Genomic DNA, 13,427 nt, shown 5'->3' with positions numbered 1-13,427 from the left:
CCTACACTTTCTCACGTGTATTTTTACCAAAGAGCCCAGACGGTTTGAAAATGAGTATTAAGATTAAAATGACAAATGCTGCCGCGTCTCTCCAAAGAGAAAATCCGAGTGCACTGACAAATGTTTCTACAACTCCAAGCACGAGTCCTCCAGCCATGGCGCCTGGAATAATTCCAATCCCGCCAAGAACAGCAGCTACGAATGCTTTTAAACCGGGTATAATCCCCATTAACGGGTCAATCTTTGTATAATAAATACCGAAAATAACGCCCGCTGCACCCGCTAGGGCTGATCCAATTGCAAACGTTGCCGAGATTGTGTTGTCGACATTAATCCCCATGAGTTTAGCAGCTTCTGCATCATAGGAAACAGCTCTCATGGCTTTACCAATTTTGGTTTTATGTACAACAAACTGAAGAATGATCATCAGTGTGATAGAAACGGAAAGAATTAATATGGATTGACTGCTGATTTGAGCACCAAAAAAGTTAAACGTTGAATTACGCAATACCTCTGGATAGGCTTCTGGTTGCGCTCCACGCATATAAATGACACCATTTTGGATTAGAAGTGAAACGCCAATCGCGGTAATCAACGCCGCAATTCTTGTAGCATTCCGTAATCTTTTATAAGCAATCCTTTCAATAACGACACCAATAATCGCACACGATACCATCGATATTAGTAATGCAGGTACAAATCCAAGTCCCCATCCAGCTATAGTGAAATAGCCGATAAACGCACCAATCATAAAAATTTCTCCATGTGCAAAGTTTATGAGTTTTATGATTCCATAAACCATTGTGTAGCCCAGTGCAATTAATGCATAAATACTTCCGAGTGAAATACCGTTTATAAGTTGTTGTAGCCATTCCATGAAATTTTCACTCCTTTTTGAGCTCTAATAGTTGGGATGAAAAAAGGAATGAGGGAGGACATCCTCCCCCATTCCTACCAGTTGAATTAAGGATTTACCTTCGTTTTAAATACTTGTTCGCCATCTTTATATTCAAGAATTGTAGCGGATTTAACCGGGTGATGATTTTCATCAACCGAATATAAACCGGTTACTAGTTCAAGATCCTTTGTTTCAGCAAGAGCGTCTTTAATTTTCTCTGAATCTGCACCGCCAGCACGTTCGATAGCATCCATTAGTAGATAAACTGTATCGTAGCCAAGTGCGTTAAATGCGTCAGGTGATTTACTGAATTTGTCATTGAATTTTTTGTTGAAGTCTTGAATGATGCCGTCCGGATCTTCAGAAGAATAGTGGTTTGTCGTGAATGTATTGTTTAATGCTTCTACACCAGCAAGTTCGAGTAGAGTTGGAGAATCCCAACCATCTGCACCCATAAGTGGAACAGTGATACCCATTTCACGAGCCTGTTTAACAATCAATCCTACTTCTTCATAGTATCCAGGGATGAAAATGAATTCAGGATTTGCTGCTTTAATACGCGTAAGAGTTGAACGGAAATCAGAGTCTTTTCCTACATAAGATTCTTCTGCAACAATTTTACCGCCTGCAGCTTCAAAATCTTTTTTGAACGATGACGCAAGACCTTTTGAATAATCGCTTGCGTTATCAGAGAAAATTGCTACGTTTTTAACGCCAAGGTCATTCGCTGCAAAGTTTGCTGCAACCGTTCCTTGGAAAGGATCAATGAATGATGTACGGAATACGAATTCATTAACATCTCCGTTGTCTTTAACAGTTACGTTCGGGCTTGTTCCAGACGGGCTGATTAGTGGCGTCTTGTTGTTATTAGCAATTTCAGCCTGTGCAACAGTAGCACCGCTTGTTGCTGCTCCGATGATTGCAATTACCTTATCCTTAGTTATCAATTTAAGTGCTGCACTTATTGCTTCAGCAGGGTCGGACTTATTATCCACTTTTATAAGCTCAATTTTCTTGCCATCAATTCCCCCAGCTGCGTTAATCTCATCACGGGCAAGCTCAATTCCCGATAATTCCGAAGTACCGTATGAAGCAACAGCACCCGATAATTCTAAGTTAACCCCGATTTTAATCGTATCGCCATCCTTAGAACCACCCGTACTTCCTTCTTCCGCCTTCTCACCTGTACCACATCCAGCCAACAATCCAATTGCTAGAGCTGAAGCAGCAAATACACTTACAAACTTTTTCAATTTCATATAAAATCCCCCTTTTATTGATATTTCTGATAATTTAAATCGTTTTAATCGAACTGATACTGACAAACGTTTAGCTTTTCAAAAACATCATTTTCTCCCTGTGTACATGCCCATTGTAAAACAAACTTTCTATTCAGTCTATGATAACTTTTCTATTCCAATCTTTCGCAGTTTAAATTCTACGAGTAAGGCTTATGATTACGAGTTCAATATCATCCTTTCTTGACACCCCCAGCTAACCATTGAATGGGAGTTCTCCATTTTCAGACTATTAGTGGTCTTAATGCCTAGTATATATACCTATCTAACTATTGTCAAAACATTTTTTATTGGAAAACTATTTGAAATATAATAAAAAGCGGTGAAAAGTTCACCGCTTTCAATCATTTACTACTATAAAGACAGCTGTATTGCCTCTTTCTTAGCTTTCATCGTCCAAACAGAAAACAATACTGCAAGAATAACGATGACCCCTACTAAACCAATCCATATAGAACCTGTAATGCCTAATAGGATATAACCCGCCGTAGCCACTAGCGCACAAATCAACGCGTATGGAAACTGTGTTGAAACATGGTCAATGTGGTTACATCCTGCTCCTGTAGAAGAAAGAATCGTTGTATCAGAAATAGGCGAGGAATGGTCTCCGAAAACGGCTCCTGCCAAAACAGCTGCAAGCGCAGGCAGTAACATTTCAGGTGCCGCTTCAATCATTATTGTTCCTGCAATCGGCATAAGAATACCGAAAGACCCCCAAGAACTTCCCGTTGAGAAAGCCATAATGCCAGCAAGAATGAACATAATGACCGGCAGGAATGAAACCGGTATATTTGATTTCAATACTAGCTCAGATAAAAACAAACCTGTTTCCAGTTTTCCAATTAAGAACGACAGTGACCAGGCAAAAATAAGGATGAAAACGGGTGGCATCATAGCCTTCAATCCATTTGTAAATGCGCTGCCCATGAGGGAATAGCTAGCAGTTTCATTATTTTTCATCTGCAACATATATAAGATGGCTGCAAGTGCTGTAGCTGTAATCCCACCTGCCAACAGCGCTAGCGATACATCCGTATTTTCAAAGATCGACAAAATGTTCATCGATCCTCCCTCTAAATAACCTGTCCAAATCATAACAGCAAATGTTACCGCAACAAGTGTAACGATTGGTGCGACTAAATCCCGAACACGACCATGCGCGTGAACCGGAAATTCTTCTTTCAGTTGACCTGGAATTTCTTTTTCAGGATCAAATAATTGACCCGTCTCCATTGCACGCTGTTCATGTTTCTTCATGTCGAATAGATCAAAATTCGTCCATGCGAGGAAGAATACCATTGCAAATGTGGCGATAACGTAAAAATTCATAGGTGCCATCATAAGGAAAGCGGATAGTGGCGAATAGCTAATTGCAGCAGCCCCGCCAAATATGAGTGCAAGTTGTCCGATTAAAAAGGCTCCCCAGCTTGAAATTGGAGAAATGACACAAATCGGCGCCGAAGTTGAGTCGATGAAGTAAGCCAATTTCGCTCTTGAAACCCGATGTTGATCCGTGATCGGACGAGCGATTTGCCCAACTGCCAACGCATTGAAATAGTCATCCACAAAAATAGCAATACCGAGAAACACTGTGAGCAATTTTGCTCCGCGTTTTGTTTTGATATGACGCACTGCCCATTCTGCAAATGCCCGGCTTCCCCCAGACAAACTAACAAATGCAGTGATAACTCCTAATAGAAGGATGAAAAGAATGATATAAATATTCCCTGTATTAAATCCATCATCCCAAAATGTTGCTTTTAATGATTCCCACAAATTCTTCAGCGATTCAACAGGCCCAAATGACGCTGCCAGCAAAGCGCCTGACACTATTCCTGCGCCTAGCGACAATAGCACTCGCTTAGTCGCAAACACCATAATAATGGCGATTAGCGGCGGTAAAATTGATACCCATGTTCCTATCATCTACAATTCCTCCATTTAGTCGGGTTGAGGCCCTGTATAGGGGGAATAAAAAAACGGCTGCTAATTACACTCAGCAGAGTGCATCAGGAGCCGGCTTTATCTACGTTTCGTTTGTTGGATAACTCATACTGCTTATCTAACACACGACTTGTAGCTCATCATACATGTTCAAAGATGTATGACAGTGTTATCCCTATTCGGAACAACCCCAGCCTGATAGATCCTGACGATCTTACCAAGCTTCGGCAAAGCTTCCTTTTACGCACGGTCATCGGTGTCAATCTCGCGTGTGTGACTAATAAGCAATGCAGCCTCTACCCAATCGATTTTTCAATTCTTAACAAGCCTATCAATAATCTTGGACATTTTCAAGCCCTTCTTCATTCCGCGAAATTATCTGGCAAAGGGATTTGAAGATTTGGCGGATTTCCACTTCCACTATTGTAGTAGTCAGGAACCGTTCCATGAATGAGTCCCATCGCTACCGGAATCTTCTGTTTAACTACACTTTTTTCGGTTGCGAGTGGAACAATAATTTGAACATTTACTGTCAGTAATATATTAACTTCAACATACACACTGTTAATACCGAAAGAACGTGTTTCCGTATCAATCGTCGCACTGACCTCGCCAATGACGTGGAAACGGATAGGGATTTTGGGGCCTAAATTACCGAGCAGGGGAATATTCGTCGCTTGCCCGATTGGCACAAAAAAAACAACTCCACCTTGGCTTTCCATCGCTTGCGGATCGAATTCGATACCACTTTGCATAGGTAGCATATCCAGATTTCCCTCCTCGGCTTGCTGGAGATGGGACTCGACTAGTTGTTGTGTTTCTGCCAACACCCTATTGATAATTTCTGTATTGAATTTCCACGCCGCCCCCCCTTCAGTATTAGTCGATGCGTCTACAATAATCTCATTGACGTCCAGGACATTAGCTATTCTTGAATTAATGGCTTTACTGATAACATGGGAGGCTATTTTCTCCGTCTGTACCTCTGCATACTGGACATAAATTGGAGTAAGTCTTGTATTAACAGTGTAAAAGAATAGGGAGACTGCAATTATAATTGTGGGAAGAAGAAAGGGTAACAATTTACGTTTCTTTTTCCTGGATCGCCGGGTTACCTGGCCCTGAAATTTCAAAACGACTCCTCCTGCTATACGTTATGCAGGAAAGGAGTCGTTCATTCTTTAAAATATTCAGTTCCATACCACCCTAACACGTCCCTGATCAATTCTGGCATGTAGTACTCTTTCTCTGCCTGTTTCAGTGACGGGAAGAAAAATCCGAATGTGAACATATCCAGCGTTGCAAGTGTATACTTTTGACCGGACACAACTTCCCGGTTGCCGGCGAATAACTGGCCATGTCTATTTTTATATAATCTTTCATGAATCATCGCACCCATTAATGCTCCCCGAAAGCCCAGTCCTTTAATTTCGATTTGTGGCCAGTCTTTATTCATGGACAGCTCATATACGTCTATCAGTTCAGATCCATCCAATGTGACGAGGCAGGGATTGATGGGATGAGGCAGCAACGCATGTAAATCAGCTTTCGTCACCCAGCCCTCATCTAGACTTCCTAAGAAAATCCCCGCATTGAACAATGCGCAATCAGCTTGCGAATAGGCAATGAGCGCCCTCCCAAAGAAAGACGACAAGGGACTTTCTTCAAACAAGTTTTGAGCCAAATGGGTTGGATTGAAAAAGACCTGTTCTTCCATTTCTTTTTTCCCCAATTGAATTAGTTTATTTACTTTTTCAATATCTTTTTCATTACTCTTCACCGAATCCATCCTGAAAAGCTCTGCATCCAGTTGCATGGGCTTTTTGGCATCCTTATCAAATTTCACGGTGACATGACCGACATACTGACCATATTTCCCCGTTGCAGCGAGCATCGTTTCGCCAATCATCTTGCCCTCATGAAAAAGGTGGTGCGTATGTGCGCCGAAAATGACATCAATCCCTGGACATTCTGCTGCAAGCTTTTCGTCTTCATTAATCCCCATATGCGATAGACAAACAATAAAATCAGTGTCCTCAGCCAAACTCTCAGCAATACGCTTTAAATTTTCGCGGGGTGGTGTCACTTGCCAGCCCAGCTTCGAATAGAAGGCTTTATATTCTGCGGTAGCTCCTATGACACCGATTCGTGTTCCTTTCGCAGTGCTATAGATTCTGTAAGGCAACGACCAATCTGGCCGACTTCCATCGTCCTCAAATAAATTGCTAAGGATAACATCGAAACTGGCCTCCTTATAAAGAGAAGACAGCGCCTCTTTTGACATGGTAATTCCTTCGTTATTGCCAATCGTGACGGCATCATATCCCGCTTCATTCAACAATTGTATATTCCCTTGACCTTTCGTCCCTTCTGTAAAAGGATGGGAACGATCAACATGATCTCCGATGTCTACTATGTAGCAAGCATTTCCTTCTATTAAATGCTCCTGTTTCTTATTACAAAGAAGCCGGCTGATTTGTGGCCAGTTCTCAAAATGGCTGTGGATATCGTTTGTATGATAGAAGTGAATCGTCTCAATTTCGTGATTCATATGTCACCCCATAAGTCCGTCAATAATTGATCTTATTCCTAGTAGCAGAAGAATAATACGCAGTGCAACAACAAGCGTTTCTGATTTCATTTTTTGGTTCAACTTTGCACCGACTTTGGCACCGATATACGCTGCTGGAACGACTGGGATGGTATAGAGCCACGGCACATTGCCCAGAGAGATATGCGTGATAGAGTTGACGAGAGCTGACAAAAATACCATGAACATCGACGTACCGACCGCGACATGCGGTGGAAACAGAAATAGAAGAATCATTGCAGGTACGATGATTGATCCCCCGCCGATACCAAATAGACCTGATGCAAATCCGACTCCAAATGTCAGCACTAGTGCAAACCATACAGGATAACCATAAACGTAAGTCTGGTTCATCTTATCTGTGAATGATCTTTTTTTGCCGTGATTAACAAACCAGCTGACCGGTTTCAAATAATTGCGTACTAAAAGAAGTGTTGATAATAGGATGAGTAAAATTCCGAAATATAAATTGAATGATGGCAAGTCGAGTCCTTTATTTACAAATGCACCAAGTAAAGTCCCCGGTACACTTCCTATAAAAAAGATAAATCCACTTTTGAAATCAATTGTTTTTGTCTTCATATAGGAAAGTGTTGATGCTAAACCAGTAAAAATCATCATGATAACGGAAAGACCGACGACACTTTGAGGAGTAATACCATCGATTAAACCAAGATTAATACCGACGAAAAGCGTCGCTGGGACGAGGATAACCCCGCCGCCCAATCCGACAAGCGCTCCGACAACTCCTGCCGCCAGACCGATCACAGCCAATAAGATAAATTCCATTACAATTACCATTCTCCTTCAAAAAAATCGAGTTGTTTCGGCGTTAGACTTTCATAGTGGATGTTGAGCATTTTTTGAAAGCGTTTTGCATTTTGTGCCGCATGTCCACCCGAATTATTGTTAAAGATGACGAACACCTCATCAGTCGCATCTTGCAATTTTTGTAAGGCTAACTGGATTTCCTTTAGTTCAGCATCATTATAGTTATATAAGTACCTCACCTTGCGCCATGCCTTATCATCCCCCGTCGTGTTGCGCCATCCCGCCACATTACGACCGTGTAATCTAACTAGCACTTTATCCGTCCGGGTTGAGATCGGTATCAGCGGGATGCTTCCCTGCCCGGCTTGTGGCTCATCACATACGGAATGGATAACGTTCAGTCTCTTCAAAAAAGCTAACGTTTGATCACAATATTTCGGAGAATACCAAGACTGATGCCTAAATTCAATAGCGATGTCGAATCCATGCAATTTACTGCAAACAAAGCTGATTTCCTCAACGTTCTCTTTCGTACAATCAAACCAAGGCGGAAACTGAACAAGGATCATTGCAAGTTTACCCGCTTCTTGTAGCGGAGTAACTGACAGCCGAAATAATTCGTACATTTCTTCGATGGATGCATAGGGCAGTTCTCCCCGATGATGCCCGGTCATTCCTTGATAAGCTTTGACGACAAAACGGAAATTACTCGGTGTTTCTGCAATCCATTTTCGAATATTGCGCTCCGACTGTATTGCGTAAAAAGTGGAATCTAATTCGACGATAGGAAAGTGCGCACTATAATCAATCAGTTTTTCTTTCTTCGAAGAAGAAGAGTTGTATACGTCAGGATGGTCTCCCCAACCGGTTAGTCCGATTTGGATCATCCCTACGCCCCCTTTCAAATGAATCGATACTATTTATATTAACATATCTGGACAACAGATTTGGCCGACTATAAAGGTCGACATAAAGAATACCATTGAATTCGATGCGGCGATCGGGGATGCCTCCCGTGATAAGCCAAGCAGAAAAATTAATCAACTACTAGGCACTCCGTGTATAATTGCTTTTTTGATCGCTTTGGATTGAACAACTTCTATACCATTACCGAGCTTTTTTTCTGTATAGGTTTTCGGCAATCGTATGGTGGTTGTTCATCCGTCACTCTCCAAAAGCGCAGATACACGAAGTGCTAATGCTTTTTGGGAACGAGGGAATAGAGGGCTTCTTACTTGGAGAGAAGCGGTCAAAGATACAATTTTGACCGCTGATACCTTCGCCATGGGCTTTTCCTTTTTTCATTTTAGGAATTGTCTCTTTCTATAGGTATTGTAAGTACGCGACAGGCAACTATTTGCAACAAGATTACCAAGAAGGGTGTCATGACTATTTCGCCGAAAGTGAACCGGAAATAATCCAGTGAAAATGTTGGTTTCAAGCCTTTGCTTACCTACAACTTATGTATGAAAATAGTTAATCAATAGACGCGGTAAAAACAAAAAAACCGACCGTAGTGGCCGGTTTTTCCATATAATAATTACCCGATTGAACCTTCCATCTCAAACTTGATAAGACGGTTCATTTCTACAGCATATTCCATCGGCAACTCTTTTGTGAATGGCTCGATGAAGCCCATAACGATCATTTCAGTTGCTTCAAGCTCAGGAACTCCGCGGCTCATCAAGTAGAAGAGCTGCTCCTCTGATACTTTAGAAACTTTCGCTTCGTGTTCAAGTGAAATGTTATCATTCAGGATTTCATTATATGGAATCGTGTCAGAAGTCGACAGGTCATCCATAATGAGCGTGTCACACTCGATGTTTGCGCGTGCACCATCTGCTTTACGTCCGAAGTGAACGATTCCACGATATGTTACTTTACCACCGTGTTGAGAAATCGATTTCGATACGATTGTAGATGATGTATTTGGCGCAAGGTGATGCATTTTAGCTCCAGCATCCTGGTGTTGACCTTTCCCAGCAAGCGCGATGGAAAGTGTCATACCGCGAGCGCCTTCGCCTTTAAGAATAACTGCAGGGTATTTCATCGTCAATTTCGAACCGATGTTACCGTCAATCCATTCCATTGTTGCATTTGCATCACAAACTGCACGCTTAGTAACAAGGTTATACACGTTGTTTGCCCAGTTTTGGATTGTCGTATAACGGCAATACGCATCTTTTTTGATGATGATTTCAACGACTGCACTGTGGAGTGAGTTCGTCGTATAAACAGGTGCAGTACATCCTTCAACGTAGTGGACGCTTGCTCCTTCATCAACAACGATAAGTGTGCGCTCGAACTGCCCCATGTTTTCCGAGTTGATACGGAAGTAGGCTTGCAACGGTGTTTCAACTTTAACGCCTGGTGGCACGTAGATGAATGAACCGCCTGACCAGACAGCTGAATTTAGGGCAGCAAACTTATTATCAGAGTTCGGAATAATCGTTCCGAAATACTTTTTGAATAGCTCTTCGTTTTCTCTAAGTGCTGAATCCGTATCTTTGAAGACAATCCCCAAGTCTACGAGTTCTTCTTTCATATTGTGATACACAACTTCAGATTCATATTGTGCAGAAACACCTGCAAGGTATTTTTGTTCCGCTTCTGGAATCCCGAGTTTATCAAACGTACGCTTGATTTCTTCCGGTACTTCATCCCAAGAGCGTTCTGCTCCTTCAGATGGTTTAACGTAATATGTGATTTCGTCGAATTTAAGGGAGTTGAGATCTCCACCCCACTGAGGCATTGGCATTTTGTAGAACAGTTCCAATGATTTCAAGCGGTAGTCAAGCATCCACTTAGGTTCGTCCTTCATTCCTGAGATTTCTTCGACGATTTCTTTTGTCAAACCACGTTCCGAACGGAAAACAGAGACGTCTTTATCAGCAAACCCATATTTGTAATCGCCGATTTCCGGCATTTTTTTAGCCATTACTATTCCTCCGTTCTATTTTGTCCGGAGTCATTTCCGACTCCCTTTTCCATCGCCTTCCAGGCCAATGTCGCACATTTGATACGGGCGGGAAATTTCGCTACGCCCGCCAATGCTTCAATATCGCCGAGGTCGATGGAGTCGTCAATATCTTTGCCCAACATCATGTCCGAAAAGACAGTGGCAGCTTTTAATGCTTCGTCCACTTTTTTCCCTTTGACAATTTGCGTCATCATAGAAGCGGATGCCATCGAAATTGAACAGCCGTCCCCTTCAAATTTCGCATTTTGAACGATGCCGTCATCTACTTGAAGCGTCAGATGAATAACATCGCCACATGTCGGATTATTCATATCGACAGTGATGCTACTTTCTTCGATGATGCCTTTGTTTCTAGGGTTTTTGTAATGATCCATGATGACCGAACGATATAATTGATCTAATTTATTAGTAGACATCTGCGAAATACTCCTTTGCAATACGGAGTCCGTCCACGAGGCGATCAACGTCAGCTTCTGTATTGTAAATATAGAAGCTGGCGCGTGCCGTGGCTGATACATCGAGCCATTTCATGAGCGGCTGTGCGCAATGGTGACCCGCCCTGACGGCAATGCCGTGCATATCGAGCACCGTTGCGACATCATGCGGATGGACATCGTTCAGATTGAACGTGACAAGTCCAGCGCGTTTTTCAGGATCAAGCGGGCCATAGATGGTAAGTCCATCGATTTCCGACATCCGCTTCATTGCATATCCGGCAAGTTGGTGTTCATGCCGTTCAATGTTATCCAGTCCGATCTCCTCAAGAAAATCGATAGCAGCACCAAGACCAATCGCACCCGCGATAATCGGTGTACCGCCTTCAAACTTCCAAGGAAGCTCTTTCCATGTTGATTCATACAAACCGACGAAGTCGATCATTTCGCCTCCGAACTCCACCGGCTCCATTTTGTTAAGTAAATCTTTTTTCCCATAAAGAACACCGATACCGGTTGGCCCGCACATCTTGTGTCCCGAGAAAGCGAAAAAGTCACAGTCAAGTTTCTGTACATCGATTTTCAAATGCGGTGCAGCTTGCGCGCCATCGACAACCATGACAGCCCCATGAGCATGCGCAATTTCGGTAATTTCTTTAATCGGATTCATCGTACCAAGCACGTTCGATACGTACATGATTGACACGATTTTTGTCCGGTCTGTAATCACTTCTCGCACTTTTTCGATTGACAATGTTCCGTCTTCCTCAAGGTCGACGTATTTCAACACTGCCCCTTTTTCTTTTGCCAATTGCTGCCATGGAATAATGTTCGAATGGTGCTCCATGTAAGTGATCAATATTTCATCACCTTCAGCGACATTCGCCCGCCCATAACTTTGCGCAACTGTGTTTAATGCAGTTGTCGTACCACGCATGAAAATGACTTCTTCCGTCGACTTCGCATTTATGAAGTTACGCACTTTCTCACGTGCACCTTCATACCCTTCCGTCGCCCGGTTTCCAAGCGTATGCACGCCACGGTGAACGTTTGAGTTATCAAAACTGTAATAGTTGCTAATCGCTTCTATTACTTGCCGGGGCTTTTGAGAAGTCGCGGCACTATCTAGATAAACGAGCGGATGCCCGTTTATTTCCTGGTCCAATATAGGGAAATGTTTGCGGATGTCTGTACTGAGCATTAGCGCACTTTCCTTTCGATAACCTCCGTCAATTGTTTCTTAACGCCTTCAATCGGCAATTTGCTGACAACAGGCGCAAGGAAACCATGGATGACAAGGCGTTCTGCTTCGTGTTGGGAAATTCCTCGGCTCATCAAGTAAAACAGTTGCATCGGATCAACCCGACCAACAGATGCTGCGTGTCCTGCAGTTACATCGTCTTCGTCGATAAGAAGGATTGGGTTTGCGTCTCCGCGTGCCCTTTCACTCAACATAAGAACACGTGACTCTTGAACAGCGTTCGCTCTTGTTGCGCCTTTTGCAATTCTTCCAATACCGTTAAAGATACATGTAGATGCTTCTTTCACGACACCGTGTTTCAAGATGAATCCTTCAGTATCCGTTCCCCAGTGAACGATTTCAGTTGTGAAGTTTTGGCGCTGTTGACCGCGTCCAACAACAACTGTCTTCATGTCACAATGAGATCCGTTACCAACAAGATGCGTAATATTTTCAGAAATCGTATCACTGTCATTCATCAATCCAAGTGCCCAATCAATTCGGCTATCGCGTCCTGTAACTCCACGACGATTCACGTAAGTTGTAAATCCCTTCGCAAGTACATCAACCGCACCGTAAGTAATTTGTGCATTATCACCTGTGAATACTTCAGAAACGATATTAGCTAATCCTTTTGCTTCTTCTACAGTCGATAAATAGTTCTCAACATACGTCACTGAACTATTCGCTTCTGCCACAACTAGAACGTGGTTAAAGAGTGAAGCTTGTTCATCATCATGTAAAAACAACACTTGAATTGGTTCTTCGACAACAACATTTTTCGGAACATATACGAAAACGCCACCGTTTATAAGTGCTGCATGAAGTGCAGTCAGTTTATGCTCGTCTACTTTCACACCGTCTGTCATGAAATATTTTTTCATAAGATCACTATGTTCACGTGATGCTGTGAAAATGTCTGTCATGATGACACCTTTCGCTTTCAACTCTTCAGATAAAAACAGGTAAGCTGGTGTGTTATTATGCTGGACATAAATGCTGTTCTGCTGATCTTTATCAACAAGTGCACGCGCTTCTTCTGACAGTTCGTCCAATGAAGAATACGTAGCACTTTCTACCGTATGAACAGGGAATTCCGTGAAATTCCATTTATCGATTTTCGTCTTATCTGGTTTTGGCATTGGTAGCTGTTCCGCTTTCGCTAATGCGTCTGCGCGGAAATCCGCCATCCAATCTGCTTCATTCATCTTAGCGGAATAGGAGCGGACGTCCTGTTCGGTTAATGCCATCTTTGTTTCAACCGTCATTTTG

General features: G+C 42.6%; 11 protein-coding genes and 1 riboswitch. All 11 genes read right to left on the bottom strand.

Going from position 1 to position 13,427, the window contains the following annotated elements:
• Window position 1: 1 nt before the first annotated feature.
• Entirely contained in the window at window positions 2-877 is an 876-nt protein-coding gene (locus MKZ11_RS09735; protein ID WP_340794206.1) for a branched-chain amino acid ABC transporter permease, read from the bottom strand.
• Between the two features lie 86 nt (window positions 878-963).
• Window positions 964-2,157, bottom strand: a complete 1,194-nt coding sequence (locus tag MKZ11_RS09730; protein ID WP_340794204.1) for an ABC transporter substrate-binding protein — start codon at window positions 2,155-2,157, stop codon at window positions 964-966.
• Window positions 2,158-2,550: 393 nt separating this feature from the next.
• On the bottom strand, window positions 2,551-4,122 hold the full coding sequence (locus tag MKZ11_RS09725) for a Na+/H+ antiporter NhaC family protein (protein ID WP_340794202.1): 1,572 nt from the start codon (window positions 4,120-4,122) through the stop codon (window positions 2,551-2,553).
• Window positions 4,123-4,265: 143 nt separating this feature from the next.
• Window positions 4,266-4,447: riboswitch (Lysine riboswitch) on the bottom strand.
• 55 nt (window positions 4,448-4,502) lie between these two features.
• On the bottom strand, window positions 4,503-5,273 hold the full coding sequence (yunB, locus tag MKZ11_RS09720) for a sporulation protein YunB (protein ID WP_340794200.1): 771 nt from the start codon (window positions 5,271-5,273) through the stop codon (window positions 4,503-4,505).
• 41 nt (window positions 5,274-5,314) lie between these two features.
• Window positions 5,315-6,691 (bottom strand): bifunctional metallophosphatase/5'-nucleotidase, encoded by a 1,377-nt coding sequence (locus MKZ11_RS09715; protein ID WP_340794198.1) that lies wholly within the window; start codon window positions 6,689-6,691, stop codon window positions 5,315-5,317.
• A gap of 3 nt (window positions 6,692-6,694) precedes the next feature.
• On the bottom strand, window positions 6,695-7,519 hold the full coding sequence (locus MKZ11_RS09710) for a sulfite exporter TauE/SafE family protein (RefSeq protein WP_340794195.1): 825 nt from the start codon (window positions 7,517-7,519) through the stop codon (window positions 6,695-6,697).
• A 5-nt stretch (window positions 7,520-7,524) separates the two neighbouring features.
• Window positions 7,525-8,388, bottom strand: coding sequence for a DUF72 domain-containing protein (locus MKZ11_RS09705; RefSeq protein WP_340794193.1), 864 nt, complete (start codon window positions 8,386-8,388; stop codon window positions 7,525-7,527).
• A gap of 653 nt (window positions 8,389-9,041) precedes the next feature.
• The gene (gene sufB, locus MKZ11_RS09700; protein ID WP_340794191.1) at window positions 9,042-10,439 is read right to left on the bottom strand and encodes a Fe-S cluster assembly protein SufB; all 1,398 of its coding nucleotides are present in this window, start codon (window positions 10,437-10,439) and stop codon (window positions 9,042-9,044) included.
• Window positions 10,440-10,441: 2 nt separating this feature from the next.
• Window positions 10,442-10,897, bottom strand: a complete 456-nt coding sequence (sufU, locus tag MKZ11_RS09695; RefSeq protein WP_340794189.1) for a Fe-S cluster assembly sulfur transfer protein SufU — start codon at window positions 10,895-10,897, stop codon at window positions 10,442-10,444.
• A complete protein-coding gene (locus MKZ11_RS09690) occupies window positions 10,887-12,116 on the bottom strand; it encodes a cysteine desulfurase (protein ID WP_340794187.1) in 1,230 nt (409 codons plus the stop codon). The genes sufU and MKZ11_RS09690 overlap by 11 nt, the downstream gene beginning before the upstream one ends.
• Complete coding sequence (gene sufD, locus MKZ11_RS09685) at window positions 12,116-13,423, bottom strand: Fe-S cluster assembly protein SufD (RefSeq protein WP_340794185.1); 1,308 nt, start codon at window positions 13,421-13,423, stop codon at window positions 12,116-12,118. The genes MKZ11_RS09690 and sufD overlap by 1 nt, the downstream gene beginning before the upstream one ends.
• Between the last annotated feature and the right edge of the window lie 4 nt (window positions 13,424-13,427).

The organism is Sporosarcina sp. FSL K6-1508 (assembly GCF_038007465.1).
Taxonomy (GTDB): Bacteria; Bacillota; Bacilli; order Bacillales_A; family Planococcaceae; genus Sporosarcina; species Sporosarcina psychrophila_B.
This window is presented reverse-complemented; position numbering and strand designations above follow the sequence as displayed.